General features: G+C 67.5%; 19 protein-coding genes. 9 read left to right on the top strand and 10 right to left on the bottom strand.

The window, feature by feature from the left end:
* Positions 1-6: 6 nt before the first annotated feature.
* The 7 genes from ON22_RS31665 to ON22_RS31635 all read right to left on the bottom strand — a co-directional run bounded on the left by ON22_RS31665 (position 7) and on the right by ON22_RS31635 (position 7575).
* A complete protein-coding gene (locus tag ON22_RS31665) occupies positions 7-768 on the bottom strand; it encodes a DUF2306 domain-containing protein (RefSeq protein ID WP_063820696.1) in 762 nt (253 codons plus the stop codon).
* Positions 769-973: 205 nt separating this feature from the next.
* Positions 974-1852 (bottom strand): TIGR03854 family LLM class F420-dependent oxidoreductase, encoded by an 879-nt coding sequence (locus ON22_RS31660; RefSeq protein WP_033244806.1) that lies wholly within the window; start codon positions 1850-1852, stop codon positions 974-976.
* Positions 1853-1991: 139 nt separating this feature from the next.
* A complete protein-coding gene (locus tag ON22_RS31655; RefSeq protein WP_231508621.1) occupies positions 1992-3698 on the bottom strand; it encodes a hypothetical protein in 1707 nt (568 codons plus the stop codon).
* A 148-nt stretch (positions 3699-3846) separates the two neighbouring features.
* The gene (locus ON22_RS31650) at positions 3847-4518 is read right to left on the bottom strand and encodes a molybdopterin-dependent oxidoreductase (protein ID WP_033244804.1); all 672 of its coding nucleotides are present in this window, start codon (positions 4516-4518) and stop codon (positions 3847-3849) included.
* 197 nt (positions 4519-4715) lie between these two features.
* Positions 4716-5528 carry an ABC transporter ATP-binding protein gene (locus ON22_RS37705; protein ID WP_033244803.1) on the bottom strand — a complete coding sequence of 271 codons (813 nt, stop codon included), beginning with the start codon at positions 5526-5528 and terminating at the stop codon, positions 4716-4718.
* Positions 5525-6607 carry a FecCD family ABC transporter permease gene (locus ON22_RS37700; protein WP_033244802.1) on the bottom strand — a complete coding sequence of 361 codons (1083 nt, stop codon included), beginning with the start codon at positions 6605-6607 and terminating at the stop codon, positions 5525-5527. Before ON22_RS37700 ends, ON22_RS37705 begins: the two co-directional genes overlap by 4 nt.
* A complete protein-coding gene (locus tag ON22_RS31635; protein ID WP_033244801.1) occupies positions 6604-7575 on the bottom strand; it encodes a FecCD family ABC transporter permease in 972 nt (323 codons plus the stop codon). Before ON22_RS31635 ends, ON22_RS37700 begins: the two co-directional genes overlap by 4 nt.
* 267 nt (positions 7576-7842) lie before the next feature.
* Here ON22_RS31635 and ON22_RS31630 point away from each other — a divergent pair, with 267 nt between their 5' ends.
* From ON22_RS31630 to ON22_RS31620, 3 genes are all read left to right on the top strand, one after another.
* Entirely contained in the window at positions 7843-8811 is a 969-nt protein-coding gene (locus tag ON22_RS31630) for an ABC transporter substrate-binding protein (RefSeq protein ID WP_231508619.1), read from the top strand.
* A 140-nt stretch (positions 8812-8951) separates the two neighbouring features.
* Positions 8952-9599 carry a TetR/AcrR family transcriptional regulator gene (locus ON22_RS31625; protein WP_051158352.1) on the top strand — a complete coding sequence of 216 codons (648 nt, stop codon included), beginning with the start codon at positions 8952-8954 and terminating at the stop codon, positions 9597-9599.
* Between the two features lie 11 nt (positions 9600-9610).
* Positions 9611-10258 carry an enoyl-CoA hydratase-related protein gene (locus ON22_RS31620; protein WP_033244799.1) on the top strand — a complete coding sequence of 216 codons (648 nt, stop codon included), beginning with the start codon at positions 9611-9613 and terminating at the stop codon, positions 10256-10258.
* 241 nt (positions 10259-10499) lie between these two features.
* Here ON22_RS31620 and ON22_RS31615 read toward each other — a convergent pair whose 3' ends face one another.
* Complete coding sequence (locus ON22_RS31615; protein ID WP_033244798.1) at positions 10500-11969, bottom strand: MFS transporter; 1470 nt, start codon at positions 11967-11969, stop codon at positions 10500-10502.
* Between the two features lie 97 nt (positions 11970-12066).
* Complete coding sequence (locus ON22_RS31610; RefSeq protein ID WP_033244797.1) at positions 12067-13179, bottom strand: FAD-dependent monooxygenase; 1113 nt, start codon at positions 13177-13179, stop codon at positions 12067-12069.
* A gap of 202 nt (positions 13180-13381) precedes the next feature.
* Here ON22_RS31610 and ON22_RS31605 point away from each other — a divergent pair, with 202 nt between their 5' ends.
* On the top strand, positions 13382-13987 hold the full coding sequence (locus ON22_RS31605) for a TetR/AcrR family transcriptional regulator (RefSeq protein ID WP_033244796.1): 606 nt from the start codon (positions 13382-13384) through the stop codon (positions 13985-13987).
* A 210-nt stretch (positions 13988-14197) separates the two neighbouring features.
* Here ON22_RS31605 and ON22_RS31600 read toward each other — a convergent pair whose 3' ends face one another.
* Entirely contained in the window at positions 14198-14356 is a 159-nt protein-coding gene (locus tag ON22_RS31600; protein ID WP_231508618.1) for a hypothetical protein, read from the bottom strand.
* 279 nt (positions 14357-14635) lie between these two features.
* On the opposite strand from ON22_RS31600, the gene ON22_RS31595 reads away from it, so the two are divergent.
* The 5 genes from ON22_RS31595 (at position 14636) to ON22_RS31575 (ending at position 17050) form a co-directional block, all read left to right on the top strand.
* Entirely contained in the window at positions 14636-15202 is a 567-nt protein-coding gene (locus ON22_RS31595) for an RNA polymerase sigma factor (RefSeq protein ID WP_051158351.1), read from the top strand.
* Entirely contained in the window at positions 15193-15801 is a 609-nt protein-coding gene (locus ON22_RS31590; protein WP_033244794.1) for an Asp23/Gls24 family envelope stress response protein, read from the top strand. The genes ON22_RS31595 and ON22_RS31590 overlap by 10 nt, the downstream gene beginning before the upstream one ends.
* Entirely contained in the window at positions 15798-16166 is a 369-nt protein-coding gene (locus ON22_RS31585; RefSeq protein ID WP_033244793.1) for an Asp23/Gls24 family envelope stress response protein, read from the top strand. Before ON22_RS31590 ends, ON22_RS31585 begins: the two co-directional genes overlap by 4 nt.
* Positions 16166-16495, top strand: coding sequence for a hypothetical protein (locus ON22_RS31580; RefSeq protein ID WP_033244792.1), 330 nt, complete (start codon positions 16166-16168; stop codon positions 16493-16495). The genes ON22_RS31585 and ON22_RS31580 overlap by 1 nt, the downstream gene beginning before the upstream one ends.
* A gap of 66 nt (positions 16496-16561) precedes the next feature.
* Entirely contained in the window at positions 16562-17050 is a 489-nt protein-coding gene (locus ON22_RS31575) for an Asp23/Gls24 family envelope stress response protein (RefSeq protein WP_033245300.1), read from the top strand.
* Positions 17051-17077: the final 27 nt, after the last annotated feature.

Genomic DNA, 17077 nt, shown 5'->3' with positions numbered 1-17077 from the left:
GGACCATCACCGCATGTAACCGGGTGACCCATGAGCCTCACTACTCCCGGAGGTACCGGCATTGCCGGTCGAGTTTCCGCGCTCGAGCCACCACTGCGCGATCAGCAGCGGCACTGTCCAGCCCAGCCACGCCACGGTCCCGCCGACGGCTTGACCGAACAGTTCCTCGCTGCCACGGAAGGTGGTGTCGAGCTGCGGCTGCAGCGCGATACCGACCAGCACACCCCACACCCGGTTGGTGATGATCGAGACGGTGAGCGCGAAGCTGCGGATCATCCACCGGCGGTGGTCGGCGTAACGGCGCTGCCGGGCTGCGCGGAAGCCCTGCAGCGTGCAGCCGAGCCAGATGACGGCGAGCAGCAGATTGCTCGCCATGGCGACCGGCCCGAAGGGAGTCGTGGCACCGAGGACGAGCGCCGCTGCACCGGCGGGCAGCACACCCGCCAGGACGTATATGCGCCCGGCGTACCGGTGTACGGACGGATACTTCCGGCGAAACCGTGGCCATACCTGGATACAGCAGGTCAGCATGGCGATGGACCCGAAGATCACGTGCGCCACCAGGAACGGATAGTGCACAGCTACGCCCGGTTGCTGAACTCTGGACAGAGCGGGGTCGAAGGTCAGATAGCGGGGTAACGAGATCGCGACGAACAACACCGCTACGGCCGTCAACGGGAGAATCCAGGGACGGCGCCACCAGCGCGGACGGGTTCCCGGTTCCGAATGATGGCGGCGCACTTGGCTTATCGTTTCGTCGGTGGTCACGAAACGACGGTAGGAATCCCGGCCACCGGCACACATCACTCTTCGGAGCGGTACGTGGCGCGGCAATGCGATACCCCAGTCCTACCCAGGACTACGGCTTTTCTCCTGCTGAGCAGACGAAACCTGCACCCGGTCGCGGCCTCGGCCAACGATCGGTTCTCCGCGCTGTGCCGGCGAGCAGCAAACTCGCCGGCACAGGTGCCGATCAGTTCTCGCGCGGCAGCAGCTCGGCAGCGAAACGATCCAGGAAACCGTTCGACGTCGCACCACCCGCGGGTACCACCACGAACTTGCTGAGTCCGGCCGCGACGTAGTCGTCGATCAATCGGTGCAGCTCCGGCCAGCTGCCCGCCACCAGGTCCGCCGGGTCGGTTTCCGGCCGCTGCTGCCGGAGCTGCGCCGCCAACTGGTCCGGGAGGCCGTCTTCCGCGATCAGCAGCGTGATGCCGAAATGGTCTGCCTCGATCTCACGGCCGGCCGCGGCCGCTGCCGTATTGATCGCGGACACTCCGGCAGCGGCTTCGGCCGGGGTCAGGAAGCTGCCCAGCCAGCCATCGCCGTAGCGGCCGATACGGCGGAACGCGGCAGGTGCGCGCCCACCGAGCCAGATATCGGGTGGGCGGGCGGGGCGTTTCCCGATCCCGGCGCCGCGCACCGAGAAGTGTGCACCGTCGAAGTCCACTTCGTCGGTACGGAGCACCGCACGCAGCAGCTCCAGTGATTCGTCGAAAACGCTGCCGCGCCGGCCGGTGACCGGGAACAGATCGAGCTCGTTCGGCCGTGCCGGCTTCAACCCGAACACCGGCAGCACCCGTTTCGGCGCGAGCAACGCCAGCGACGCCAGCTGCTTGGCGACGAGCACCGGATGGCGGCCGGGCAGAATCGCCACCGACGTGCCGACCTTCAGACGTTCGGTCCGTGCGAGCGCGACTGCCATACCCACGAAAGGGTCGACGGCCGAGGAATGGACGAGTTCGGAGAACCACAGCGAATCGACGCCCGCGGCTTCCAGCCGATCCACCAGGGCCGGTAGTTCCTCGGGTTCGGTATCCGAGCCGGTCCCGATACCGAAGCGGATCTTCACCTGACTCTCCTTCGTCACCGGATACGTTCCTCGCACAACACACACTCCGCGGTAGGCATTCCGGACCGGGGTTCCGGCGCGGCAGCAGACCACGCGAGCCGCCCGCCGACACCGGCCGGACCCGCGCTCGCGGAGCAGTTCAGCCGGCGAGCGTCTGGCCCGGTTGCAGCGTCGGTCCGCAGCCCACCGTCTGCTGCTTCTCGACCAGCGGTGGGATAGCTGTAGCCGCATACTCGCGCAGCTGCCCGAGTTGGTGCTGATCGTGCACAACGTCTTTACGGACCCAGTCCTCGTCCGGCACGGTGGGGTCCTCGGAGCGTTGTAATACGTAGTAGTCGCGCAGGACGCGGGCGTCGCTGGTGATGTTGTTCTCCAGCCACGGTCCGTGCGTATGGATGAAGGTGGGCCGCAGTTCCTCGAATACATAGTCGCCGAAGGTGGTGCGGTCGTTGCCGGCGATGATGTCTGCCATTCGAGTATGGGTGAGACCTGCCATATCGATCAGCTGCAACCGCGAAGTCAGCGCACTTCCGCCCATATCGGGAGTGAGCAGGGTGCCGTGCTGCAGACGGAGGATATCCGCGTACCCGTTGAACAGGCGGCCGAATCGCAGGGCGATCCAGCACACGGGCACATCCTCGTCGGCACTGTATGCCGCGGATTGTTCGGCGAACGCACAGCCGGAGGGGATCGCGGCACCGATCAGGCCCAGCGCGACCAGAGCCCGTCCGTGTTTACGTAGCCGCGCCGCCAGCTGACCGACGGACAGCACGAGAACGACCGCACCGAGTGCCCACGCCGGGGTGGCGAACCGGAATTGCGCCATCCAGTCCGGTTCCAGTACGCAGTAGGCGACCACCGCCAGAACCAGCGGCACCAGCAGCGCGACAGCGCCGTCACGCCACCTGCTCGGCGGCCACAACGCGAGCCCACCCACCACCACGGCCGCCAGCACCGCGGGAACACCCGCATACTGCACCAGCTCCCCTGCTCGGGCCAGGTCGAACAAGGAGGGCAGCGACTGATGTTTGGCGACAGCGGTATTCGGAACGAACCGGCCGAACTCGGTGATCCGCCACAGCAGATAGGCCCCGTAGGGAATCGCGAACGCAAGTCCGGAATACAGTCCGCACCGGAGCGCGGTGGGCCAGGTCGCGCGCCGCACCAGGATCACCGAGATCAGCGGGTATGCGGCCAGATAGATCAGGCCGTCCGGACGGGTCAACGCGGCGAACGCGGCCAGCGCACCGGCCGTCACCGCGACCGCCGGTGTCCACAATCGGTCGTCGAGCACCGCCAGAAGCAGATGCACACCCAGAACACAGACCGTCAGTGCGAACAAGGCGTTCTCCAGACCGGAAAAGCACCAGATCACGAAGGACGGGATCAATGCCAGGACAGCGCCTGCCGCAAAGGTGACCAGGGCGGGCCACCGTGATACCCGGCGGGCGGCGGCATAGCATGCGGCGAGGATCCCCATACAGCAGATCAGCGCGACCGCCTTCGGGTAGAGGGCGTAATCGGGGATGCCGAACAAGGCACCGCGGTCGAAAAGACCGCACCATTTACCCACCATCAACACGAAAAGCCAGGTCGGGTTGGAGAACCCTTCCACCGGCTCGGCGCCGGGCTGTAACACCGGCCCGAATCCCTCGGCGGCACTGCGCGCATACGCGAAGGTGATGCCCGCATCGTCGACGATCCAGCTGCCGTATTCGGCCGCACGCCATCCCAGCAGCACAGCACCACCCAGCACGGCCGCCACCGGAGCCGGCCATGACCTGACGCGGCGCTCCGGCTCTTTCTCCGAGACCTCGACCGCACCGGGTAACTCCGCCGTCAGCACTACTAACCCCTCCGCTTGACCGTGCTCGCCCGCCATGACGAAGCCGGCGCCGCACGATGGGCCACCTTGCCGACTCCGGGCGCCGATGGCAAGCGGGGCGGTGAATTCCCTTGTGCTCTTGTACTCGATGGGACGGCCCCGTGGCCGGTCAGCGCGGACGGTTGTGACTACCGCGGGCGCTCAGCGCACGGATCGGCCCGATCAGCGCACGGTAGACAGGACGCACGAGACGGCCGGGGAGGTAGCGGTGCCGTTCTTCATGCCATACCCGCGCTCGCGGATGCGACGCAAGCGGTGACCAGCGGTCGGTAACAGGTGGCTCGGCAGTGTGGAATTCGATGCGGCAGAGGTGTTTTGTATTGATGAAGCCATACTGGCCAGGGCTGACGAGCCGTGCAGGAGTGCCGTGATCGCTGTCGAGCGGCCGCCCGGCGAGGAGGTCCGCGATGAGCACGTCTTCGGCCACGGCGTCGTCGAACGATACGACGGACCGGAAGCCGTCGAGACCTTCGAAGGCGATATGACTGATCTGCGCGCCGGGCTCGAGCAGCGGCTCGACCTGTGTTCGGTAGAGCGTCTCGAACGGAACCCCTTCCCATCGCAACCCCGTTGCCGACCACCCCGCGACGCAGTGGAAATCGGCTTCGATCTCCCGCCTCGGCAGAGTGGCGAGATCGGCCACCGGCAGGGTGCGCGACTCGGTGAGGGCGCCGACGAGTTCGATCACCGGGTTCTCGGGTACCGGCGGCGGCGGATGATGCAGGTGTGTGCCGAAGCGTGGGAATCCATCGACGGCGCGTTGCCCCGGTGGAAGTGCCATGGCGACCTCCTCGTGTTATACGGCTCCGTATAACTCGTTCAGCGTACTGCCGGATCGAGAGCTTGCACAGTGCGCAGACCCACACCGTGCCCCAGCGCACACGACCGGATTCCGCGCCCCGAGATATGACCTCCTCCTCGCCGAAACGGACGACGTGCAGTGTTCGCGGCGCATCGACGGGAGGATTCCGGCGGGAGTCAGGCTCCCGGCGGCACCGCCCCCAGGGGAATGACGTGCGGGCGGCCGTGGATGGGTTCGGTGATCACTTGGGCGGTGAGCCCGAATACGTCGTGCAGGATCTCCGGGCGCACGACTTCTGCGGGCGGGCCCTGGGTCACGATGGCACCGGATTTCATCGCCACGAGGTGATCGCTGTAGCGGGCGGCGAGGGAGATGTCGTGGAGCACCATGACGACGGTGCGGTGGTGTTCGCGGTTCATGCGCACGATCAGTTCCAGCAGTTCCACCTGATGTGCGAGGTCCAGGTAGGTTGTCGGCTCGTCCAGCAACATGATGCCGGTTTCCTGGGCGAGGGTCATGGATATCCAGGCGCGCTGACGTTGCCCGCCGGAGAGTTCTTCGAGCCGGGTGCCGGCCAGGTCGAGGATGCCGGTGCTGTTCAGGGCGTGCCGGAGTGTCTTCTCGTCGAGGACGGAGAACTGCTCGTACCACCGCTGCCGGGGATGGCGGCCGCGGGAGACGAGATCGGCGACGGTGAGACCAGGTGGGGCGGCGGGCGATTGGGGCAGGATGCTGATGCGGCGGGCGACCTGCCGGGTGGGTTGGCTGCCGATGGGCACGCCGTCGAGCAGCACTCGGCCGGAGCGGGGGGCGATGAGGCGGCCGAGGCCGCGCAGCAAGGTCGATTTGCCGCAGCCGTTGGGGCCGATGATCGAGGTCACCGACCCGGCCGGGACGTCGAAGGTCATATCGGTGACGACGTCGGCGCCGCCGTAGCCAAGGGTGAGGTTCTCCGTGCGCAGTACGGATTCCGTGGCCGGACGACTCACGTAAGCCTCCTCTGGTTCCGCAGGACGAGATAGATCAGATAGGGCCCGCCCAGTACCGCGGTGACCACCCCCACCGGCAGCGATACCGCCAGCGCGTTCGCGGCGACGGTATCGGCGACCAGGACGAACACCATGCCCACCAGGCCGGACAAGAACAGCGGCGGGACGGCCGCCCCGGTGAGCAGGCGCGCGATCTGCGGGCTCGCCAGGGCGACGAATACGAGCGGCCCGGCGACGACGACACCGGTGGAGGCCAGGAGTGTCGCGAGCATCAACGCCGACAGCCGGAGGCCGCCGATCCGTACGCCGAGTCCGATCGCGATATCGTCGTCCATGGTGAGCAGCACCAGTCGCTGCGCCAGCAGCAGCGCACCGGCCAGCAGTGCGAGTGCCAGCAGGGCCATCGGCTGCACCAGTAGCCAGTCCGTACCGTTGAGCGAACCGGACATCCAGGTCAGCGCCTGGGCCGCGTTGGTGACATCGCCGAGCGTCAGCAGCCATGTCGTCAGGCTCACGGCCAGTCCGTTGATACCGAGGCCGACGAGTACGAGGCGGTAGCTGTCGAGAGTCCCGGACCGGGCGAGCAGGTACACCACCACCCCGGTCAGCACGCCGCCGGTGAACGCGGCAACCGGTAATCCGATCTCCGCGGCGATACCGCTCAATCCCGCTGCCCCGCCACCGGCCAGCACCAGCACCGAGACGGCGCCGAGCGATGCACCGGCGGTGACGCCGAGGATATCGGGGCTGGCGAGGGGATTGCGGGCGACGGTCTGGGTGATTGCTCCCGCCATGGCCAGGCAGCCGCCCGCGATGATCGCCCCGACGGTGCGGGGCGCCCGGAATTCCGTCACGGCGAGATGGACCCGCGTATTCGAATCGTCGCCGAGCAACGCCCGGACGACCTCGTCGAAGGGTAACGCGGAACCACCGTTGGCCACATGGATCGCAGCGGCGGCCAGAACGAGCAGGAACAGCGAGACACCCACTGTCAGCGCGCGCGGTGCGATACGCACGGAGACCGGCCCCCACCGGGCAACACGTGTGGGGGCGAGGAGGTTCGGGGCCGCGCCGCTCATACGGTCACCAGCCGCCGGCGGCGGGCGAGAAGTACGAAGAACGGCGCCCCGATCACCGCGAGCACCACCCCCACCGACAGCTCACCCGGCCGCGCGATGACCCGGCCGACGGTATCGGCCAACAGGACCAGCACGATCCCGAACGCGGCCGCCGCGGGTACCGAACGCCGGTAGTCGGCGCCGACGAGAGCCCTGGCGATATGTGGCACCAGCAGTCCAGCGAAGGCGATCGGGCCCGCCATGGTGACGGCGGATCCGGCGAGCAGGGTGATCGCGGCGATACCGGCACACCGGGCGAGCGGTATCGAGGTGCCCAGTGACCGCGCCGTATCCTCGCCGAGCGCCAGCGTATTGAGCGCACCGATGTTCAGCACGGCGAGCAGCAACCCGGCAGCCACGAACGGCCACATCGCTTCGATCGTGTGCGGGCGCGCCGCCAATGAGCCGACCTGCCAGAAACGCAGGGTGTCCAGGGATGCGCTGTCCAGCAGCGCCAGTCCGGTGACCAGGCCACCGCAGAGGGCGGCGACGGCCGCACCGGCCAGCACCAGGGTGACCGGCGTCGCCCCGTGCCGGGCGGCGGTGCCGACCGCGAATACCACCACGCTGGCCGCCAGGGCACCGGCGAAGGCCAGGCCGGCTTCGGCGTGGACGGGGAGGCCACCGAGCAGGAAGGTCGCGGCGACTATCGCGAGTGCCGCACCCTGATTGATACCGAGCAGACCCGGTTCGGCGACAGCGTTGCGCGTATGCCCCTGGGTCAGGATTCCGGCGACTCCCAGGCAGGCTCCGGCAGCGATTCCGATGAGAGTGCGGGGCCAGCGGAGTTCGCGGATCGTCACGTCCATATCGGTTCCGGTGGGGGTGAAGATCGCATGCCACGCCTCGGCCGGATTCGAGGGACTGCTGCCGACGCAGACGCTCAGCAGAATCGCCGCCAGCACGGCGGCGATCGGTACAGCGATCATGACCAGCGGTGAACTTGTGGATCGGAGCCTGTTTCCCGGCGCAGGCGCGGTGGTCTCCGGGGAGTCGGGCGGACCCGCGGTGGTGTCCTTCAGCACCGGTGCGCTCGCGCATGCGGTATCGGCATCTCGGTACTCCTTGCTAAGGTCATCCTACGTTGGGCAGCCTATCCTTATTCGGCTACTTCCTACAGCCCGGCCCGGATGAAAGGTCACCTCATGAGAGGAACGTCCACTCGATCGATCGCGCGGCGATCACTGATTTCTCTCATGGCATGCGGCCTGGTGTTCGCGGGCGGTTGCAGTGGTTCCGGCGAGACGGACCCGGGGCCGGCCGCCGGGAGCGGCGCCGCGATTTCGGTCGAGCACGCCATGGGCGTCACGACCATCGACAGCCCGCCGGAAAGGGTTGTCGCACTGGACCCCAGCTACGCCGATGCGGCGCTGCTGCTCGGCGTTCCCCTCGTCGGCTACGTCCAGTACCGCGCGGACCCGGGCAATCCGTTCCCGGAGTACCTGGGCGATATCGACGACAAGGTTGCCGATTCCGTCAATGTCGGTACGACGGCCGAGCCGAACCTGGAACAGATCCTGGAGCTCGAACCCGACCTCATCGTTTCGGCGAAGGTGCGGCACGAATCGCTCTACGATCAGCTGACCAAAATTGCGCCCACCGTGTTCTCCGAGTCCACCGGACCGACCTGGAAGCAGAACATCGTTCTGCTCGGCGAGGCGCTGGGCCGTAAGGACCGGGCCGAAGAGCTGATCACCTCCTACGAGGAGCGCGCGGCCGCGGTCGGCGACCAGATCCGGGCCCGGAAACCCGATGTCACGTACTCACTGGTTCGCTTCGCCGGTGAGGACACTGCGCGACTGTATTCGAGCAACTCGTTCATCGGCGAGATCATGACCGATATGGGTATTCCGCGCCCGGCCGGCGCTCCCGACACCACCGACAGCATTTTCACACCACTGTCGATGGAACAGATCTTGAAGGCAGACGCGGGCATCGTCATGGTCTCCGCCTACACCCCACCGGGCGACGAAGGCGATTCCAGCCGCGATCAGCAGGCCTCCTACGAAGCCAACCCGCTGTGGCAGCGACTGTCGGGAGACGTTCTGCAGGTCGACGACGAGCCGTTCGTCCTCTCGGTGAGCATCCAGGGCGCACACGCCTCGATCACCGAGCTCGCCGAGCACTTCGGAGTCGACCCGCGTAAGGACCTGATCCCGGAATAGTCGACAGCTTCCGGCCTTCGTGGTCACCGACGCGACCAGCTATACCCCGAGCCGAGCGAAACACCCTTTTCCGTGCGGTAAGGCATCCGCAGTGCATCCATGACCCAGTTACAGAGCAGGTGCTCTGTTATGCTGCGATCGTGCCCCGCCCCCGAACACACGACCTCGAGCAGTTACTGGATGCCGCCGAGCGGATGGCCGTGGATTCCGGTCCTGCCGCGGTCACCGTCCGGGCACTGTCCGAGGCCACCTCGGTATCCAATGGGGCGATCTATCACGCGTTCGGCTCGCGCCCCGGCCTGATGGGCCGGGTCTGGTTGCGTGCTGCACAGCGATTCCTCGATGTGCAGCGGGTGGCGGTCGACCGCGCACTGGCTGCGGGGGCGTCCTCCGAGAATGTCGTCGACGCGGTCGTCGCGGCAGCTGACGCCCCGGCCGAATTCTTGTTGCGGCAACCGGTTTCGGGACATTTCCTGCTGATCGTGCCCCGGCAGGAATTGCTCGGTTCCGGCGAGATCCCCGACGATATCGCCGGGGAGATGCGCCGGCTCGATCTATCCCTGAGCGAACTGTTCACCGCATTGGCACGCGGCGTATTCGACCGAGCCGACCGCGAAGCCGTCACCGTCATCCGCGACTGCGTGGTGGAGCTTCCCACCGCACTATTGCTACGCGGTCGACGAAAACCCGATCCCGCAGTACGCCGCCGCCTGGCAGCCGCAGTCCGCGCGATTCTTGCGGAACCCCTGCTGCCCCGCCGCGACACCACCCCGACCACGACGAAGTGAAAGGCAACCCCATGGCCACGACCCTGCACTACCAGGACAAAATCGCCGTACTGACCCTCGGCGACGACGAGAACCGCTTTGCACCGGACTGGCTCGACGCGGTCAACGCTCACCTCGACACCGTCGAAAGTGATGCCCAGGGCCTGATCACCACCGGGAGCGGGAAGTTCTACTCCAACGGCCTGGACCTGGACTGGCTGATGGCCAACGGCGACCGCACCGAATGGTATGTCGCCCGCGTCCAGGAACTGTTCGCCCGAATTCTCACTTTCCCCCTGCCCACCGTCACCGCCGTCAACGGCCACGCGTTCGGCGCCGGCGCCATGCTGGCCATCGCCCACGATTACCGCGTCATGCGCGACGACCGCGGCTACTACTGTTTCCCCGAAGTCGATATCAATATCCCCTTCACCCCCGGTATGGCCGCGCTCATCCAGGCCAAACTCAGCCCCCAGACCGCGGTGACCGCCATGACCACCGGCCACCGCTTCGGCGGCCAGGAGGCCCTGGCCGCCGGACTCGTCGACGCCACCGCCGCCGAAGCCGATGTCCTCACCAGCGCCGTGGACCGGCTCACTCCCCTGCTCGGCAAGAACCCCGGAACACTGGCCGCCATCAAGACAACCATGTACAGCGCTGCCACCGCGGCACTGCGCTGACATATCGCGTATCCACCCCCGGCCGGGGCAGAACAGTGCCACTACCTGCGGTGCAGGTCTTGACTGGCGGCCGATACGGAGGAGACTGGAGATACACCGGAACAACGAAGAATGTGACGGGTTCGACGAAGACGTTCGGAGAATCGCGGTGACATCCCTCGAAGGTCCGGCCAGGCCCCCGGCAAGCCAATCGGAATCCGGAACAGTCAGCGACGACTGAGGTTCGGGAATCCGATGGAGACTACCGGGGACTGCTCTGTGTGGGGGTTTCCGTTACCGGCGCGGCAGTCCGGCTGCGTACCAGCATGATTGCGGGTACGGCAGCCAGGACGAAGAGCACGCCCGCCATCGCGACGTAGAGGTGCACGCCGGTTGCCGTGCTCACCGGGGCACCGTCCGCCGTGATCCCGGGAACCCGGGTCGCCTCGAGCACTGCGTTGCCGGCGAAGCTGAAGACGACCGAGCCGAGCGCCATCATCACCGATACCAGTCCGGCAAACGTGCCGTGCCGCTCGGGCGCGGCGATCCCGGTCGCCAGGTTGTATCCGGAGGCGCCGATCGCGCCGGCGGCGATGCCGACCATGGCACCGCAGGCGATTGCCAGTGGAAGCACCGATACGCCTGCCAGCATCGCGAAGGTCGCCAGTGCTCCGACAGCGATACCGCCGGCCAGGGGCAGCGCGGGACCGAACCGGCCCGCCAGCCATCCAGCGCCTATACCGCCGATCACGATGCCGAGGTTGGGGGTGGCGAGCAGCACTGCGACCGTCTCGCCGTCACCCAGCCCGTAACCGAGCCCGAGACCGGGCGGCACCTGGGCGATGAGGCTGGTCAGTTGCAGCATGCTCCGGAAAGACCCCGCTGCCAGCACCACGGCCAGCAATGTCAGCAGGATCGGGCGGCTGAGCGCCCGGATATCGATGAGCGGATCGTCGGCCCGCAGCGCGAGATGCGCCCAGCCCGCCAGTGCGGCGGCACCGGCGGCGAGCAGCGCGATCATGCCTGCGGACAGCCAGCCGAGGTCTCGCCCGAGGCTGATGTAGGCGAGCACCGCGCCGAGGCCGCCACCGAGCAGGAGCGCGCCGACCAGGTCGATCCGTCCGGTGCCCCGGATCGGCGATTCCGGGATGACGGTTCGCACGCTGAGCGCCGCGGCGGCGGCGAGCAGCGCCGCGGTGACGAATACGCTCCGGTAGCCGAACGCATCGATGACCGGCTGCATCAGGAACGGTTCGAGGATCCCGACGACCGACGAACCGGAGGTCACGAGCCCGACCACGGCCATCGCCACTCGTGGGGTGCAGATCTCGCGGGTGAGTGCCACGGTCAAGAACACCGCGGCGAATGCGGCACCTTGCAGGAAGCGCCCGATGAGAAATATCCAGATATTCGGGGCGACAAGGCAGATCAGCGCCCCGGCGCAGGCCAGGAGCAGCGTGCCGATGAGTACCCGGCGCTTTCCGAAGATATCGGAACTCTTCGCGAGCAGCGGCGACCAGATCGCCCCGGCGAGCATCGCACTCGCGTTCAGCCACGCGGCCTGACCGGTGTCGAAATGCTCCAGCAACTGGGGCAGGACCATCATCGGCGAGCCCACGGCCACATCGGCCAGGACGTTGGCGAGAGTGAGCACGGCCGCCCAGAGGACGAGCCGCGTACTCCAGCGGTGCTCTCGCCCGCCGCGGACGGCGTTATCCAAAGTGTCTGTCACTGTGCATCTCTCAGCGCGTTGGGGTGCAGTCGGGGCGAGCAGTGCCACTGCGGGTCATGGGACAGGATGTTTTCCGGGAGCCGGCACATTGCGGGGTTCAGTACGCGCCGGCGCCGGGCGTTTGCAGCGCCTTGTTCCGGGCGGCGATGGCCGCCCAGGTGGGCGGCACTATTCGGTCGCGACCACTGCCGACACGGTCCTGCGCGAAGGTGACATAGGGACGCTGCCGGGCTTCGTACCGCGCGAACGCGGTGGTGTGCTCACCACCCCGTTCGAGTTCTTCGGCGAGGAAGCGGGCGCCGGTGAGCGCGAGTGAGGTGCCGCGGCCGGACAGATAGGCCGGGCTGTACCCCGCATCGCCGACGAGGACGACACGGCCGCGATGCCAGGACGGCAGGTGGATCTGGCTCGCGGCGGTGAAATAGAAAGCGGGGTCGGCGCAGGCCGCATCGAGCAGCTCCGGGATCCGCCACGACCGGTGGCCCGCGAAGGCATCGAGCAGGATCTTCTTCTGGGCGGCCGGGTCGTGGTGGTCGTAGTCGATCGGTTCCGAGCGGAATTGGAAGTTCGCCACGGCCTTGCCCTGATACCGGAATACTCCCGCCATGCGGCCCGGGACGTTGTAGATCGAGTTGGTGTTTTCGCTGTGCGCCTCGCCGGGAAGATCGGCGAGGGCGAAGTAGACGCCGAGATGCCGGAGGTAGTCGTCCTCGGGACCGAACACCAGCCTGCGTACCGCGGAATACTGGCCGTCGGCGCCGATCACCAGGTCGTATCGTCCAGTGCGGCCCGATGCGAAACCCACCGCGACACCCTCGTCCCCGGGGGTGAGCGTTTCGATCGATTCGCCGAACCGGATCACCGCAGTATCGGGCAGCGCATCGGCGAGAATTCGGACCAGGTCCGCACGGAGAAGCTCGATATCGTCGTCGGAGTCGTTGATCTCCGCCAGCGGGATCCGCGCGATCGGTTCGCCCCGGCTGTCGACGAACCGGGTGAGTTCCGACATCCGGACCCGCCGCTCGCGAATCTGTGCGAGCAGTCCCATCGTGTCCGCGACCTCGATCGCATCGCCGCGGATATCGATGGGCGTACCGGTGAGCCGGAGCTCGCGGGCATATTCGACGACGGTGATGTCGTGGCCGCGGACGCCGAGCTCGAGTGCGCAGGCGAGCCCGGCGATACCGGCTCCGGAGACGAGGATGTTCACGTGTGCGCTCCAGGTTTGCTGAGGTGGGTGGCGAATCGACGGCAGTTCGCGCGGCGAGCCCACAGGGCAGTTCGGCGGGGCGTTTCGCAACGACCCCACTAAAAGAAACAATCTGTTGCTTTTAGAGTAGCTACGATCGGCTTGCACCGCAACGCCGCACCTGGCGACAATCGGCACCCGAGCAGAGAACATGAGGTGAGCGATGGCCGAACCGACCGCCGACCGGCCGCCCACACGGCGCCCCGGCGGCCGCAACGCCCGGGTGCGCGCGCAGATCCTCGCCGCGACCGCCGAACTCGTCGCGCGCGACGGTATCGCCGGCTTCCGGTACGAAGAGGTCGCCGAACTCGCCGGTGTGAACAAGACCAGCGTCTACCGCAACTGGCCCGATCGCGAAGAGCTGGTCGTCGAAGCCCTGCTGCGCTACGCCGAAAATCTCGCCTCGGTCGCCGATACCGGCGATATCGATCGCGATCTGGTGGACTTCGCGCTGGCACTCGCCGGCGGCCTCGAGACGCCGTTCGGCCGGACCCTCGCACAGGCCGTCCAGCCCGCCCGCCAGAACTCGACCGTCGAAGCACTCACCAAAGTCCTCGATCAGCGGGTGGCCGCATTGCGGCGACGTATCGACACCGCCGTCGACCGCGGCGAACTCCCACCGGTGGACAGTTCCTTCCTGGGCGAGATGATCTCCGGCCCGGTGCACCTCATCGTCGACCGCGGTATGCGCCCGTTCACTCGCGCGGATGCGGAGCGCATCGTCGCCGTGGTGCTCGCCGGTATCCGGGCGACGGCACCGCGCCCCTGAACCCCCGCCGAACGCCGGACCGGCATCCGGCACTGCAGCGCTACGTGTGATACCCCCACTCGGCCGCAGTTCTCATCCGAAACGTGTGAAGACCCACCGCGACCCCGGACCGTAGCGTTCCGTGCGCCCGTCGACACCGGGCCGTGCCGATTTCACCGACGCGAGGAGTGACGATGGCTGCGACCTTGTCAGTTCACAGCGGCCGGACCGTTATCGCCCCGCCCGCAGGATCCTCGACACTGCCACCAGCCCCACGCCGATACCGGCCGTGGCGGCGGCCGTGGTCACCAGTGAATGCGTCAGCATGGCGATTCCCGTGGCGAACAGCAGGCACATGGCCAGGGCCAGCAGTGCGGTCACCCATTCCATCCCGGCGATCCGGACGGTCCGGTGATACCGGGGCGCCGGATGTCGGGCACTCGGGACATTTCGGTGATCCATGGGCAAAGCCTTCCGTGTCGTTCCGTTATCCGAGAGCGCTCGGTCATAACGACCCGGTCGACCGGTGAACCGCACGGGGCAGGCCGGGTGACAACGGTCACACGGCGCATCCGTCCTGCTCTCGGCCACACCACGAAAATTCTTCGGCAATCGGCGTGACGATCTCCCGCCCGCGGTGTCCTACCCATGAGCGGTGGAGGAGGTGAGATGACCACGATCGAATCGGCACCGGAGGCAGGTCCCGACGACGCCACCCTGGTGAGCCGGGCCCGCGACGGCGACGTCCGCGCCTACGAGGTCTTGGTGGTGCGCTATCAGGCCCGGATGTTCCGGCTGGCTTCGAAGATGCTGGCCGATCGTGGTGAGGCCGAAGACGTGGTCCAGGAGGTTTTCCTGAAGGCATGGCGGCATTTGAATCAGCTCGCCGACGACGCCGCATTCGTCGGCTGGATGTACCGGATGACGACCAACCGCTGCCTGAACGTGATCCGCACCCGGCGGCCCCACGCCGAACTCGACCCCGAAGCCACCGAATCGGCGCGCACGGATACCCAGCCCGAGCACGCGGTACAGGTGAGCACGCAACTCGCCGCCCTGAACGCGGCGCTACAGGAGCTGACCCCCGAACAACGCGCGTGCTGGCTGCTGCGGGAAGTGGACGGACTCGCCTACGACGAGATCGCGTCGATCATCGGAGTGAGCAGCACGGCAGTCCGCGGACGTATCGCGCGGGCGCGCGCCCAATTGTCCGAGGTGATGACGCCATGGCGGTGAACGAAACAACCGAACGCAACCATCTCCTGCCGTGCGGGCGGGACCTGGAGCAGGTGTGGCAGCACCTCGACGAAGGGGACTCCGACGCGCACGAAGCGGCCTGCCCGCACTGCCGGGCCGCCCGGGAAAGCCTGCTGGCACTGCGGGCGGCGACCCGGGAGCTGATCGACGAACCCGAAGAACCCCCACCGGACCTGCTCGGACGCATCATGTCGGCCGTACGCGCCGACGCGCGGCGGGGGCGGATGCTGGAGCTACCGACCCCACATACCGGCGAGATCGAGGTGAGCGAGCAGGCGATAGCGGTGATCGTGCGGTATGCGGCCGATTCCGTGCCCGGTATCCGGGCACGGAATTGCCGGGTACGGCAGGCCCCGGCCGAATCCGGTGGCCCGGGGCCGGTGGATGTGGAGCTGACGATCGCCGTGCCGTTCGGTCCGGTCACGCTGGACGAGGTGCTGCCGGACGTACGCGCCCGGGTCGCCGCGGCGCTACCCGACCGCATCGGAACGACGTTGCGCAGACTCGATATCCACGTGGGTGATCTCTACGAGCTGCCCGCCGAGGCCGGACCGGACGGATCGGAGGGGCCGAAATGACCGGCGGCAAGCTCTCGATGGTCGTGGCACCTCCGGTGATCGCCGCGGTCGCCGCCCGTGCCGCCGCCGGCACGCCGGGTGTCGCGCGGCTGGAACCGGGTGTGCGCGGCCTGCTGGCCGTACTCACTCGTGCGGGCAGGCAGCGCTGGACCGATGCCGATCCCGCCCCCACCGAAGGTGTGCGCGTGCGGGTTACCGGCGCGGGCCTCATCGTGCACGTCGATATCGCCGTCCGGTCGAACGGGCCGGCCGCCGAGGTCGGCCGCGCGGTACAGGAACACGTGGCCCGGGAAGTGGACGAGCACACCGGACAACCGGTGGACGCGGTCTGCGTGCACATCCTCGATATCGAACCGGAGCTGTGATGGCCGACGAGCAGATCATCGACCGCATCCTCGGCGCGCTGGAGAGTGTGCCCGGCCTCCGGCCGGCCGCGCCCCTCATCGGCGATAAGGAGTCCTGGCCTTGGGACACCCGGAAATACGCCGTCGATCTCGGCGCGGAGGTGGTCGAGATACGCCTCGTATCCGCAGCACTGCCACTGCCGCCGCTGCTGAAACGGGCCGGGGAAGCCGTCCGCGCGGTGCTGACCGGCACCCGATGGGAGCCGGCCGAGCTACGGCTCGTGGTCACCGAACTCGATACGGCAGCGGTCGCCGGGGAAGGAGCCGATCAACTCGGCGCCGGAGCGTGACATTCGCCCGGTTCCGGTGTCGAACAAACGAAGACTGTGAATTCCGAGGAGATCAGGAGGCAGAAGATGACCGCTCCGACCGATGAGAAGACCGGCAACGATACGGGTGCCCGCGGCGCCGACAAGGCGACCGGAACAACGGCACGTAAACCCAACCCGCTGGTGACCGACCAGGGCACCACCACCATCGCCGATATCGTCGTGGAGAAGGTGGCCGGGCTGGCGGCGCGTGAGGTCCGCGGTGTGCACGATCTCGGCGGCGGCACCGCCCGGGCGCTCGGCGCATTGCGGGAACGGATCCCCGGCGCCTCGGCCAGTAGCGGTCAAGGTGTCTCGGTGGAAGTGGGCGAAACCCAGGCAGCAGTCGATCTGCAGATCGTCGTCGAGTACGGGGTCGCGATCGCCGAGGTCGCCCGGCTGGTGCGGCGCAATGTGATCACCGCGATCGAGCAGATGACCGGACTCGAGGTCGTCGAGGTGAATATCAACGTCAACGACGTCTTCATCCCCGGTGACGACGACGAACCCGAAACCGAGACCGGCCGGGTGCAATGAGCCGGGCCGCCGCAGCGGAGAGGAGCA

It is taken from the genome of Nocardia carnea NBRC 14403, from assembly GCF_000308515.1.
GTDB lineage: Bacteria > Actinomycetota > Actinomycetes > Mycobacteriales > Mycobacteriaceae > Nocardia > Nocardia carnea.
The sequence above is the reverse complement of the archived record's forward strand: the minus strand, read 5'-3'. Positions and strand labels throughout refer to the sequence as shown.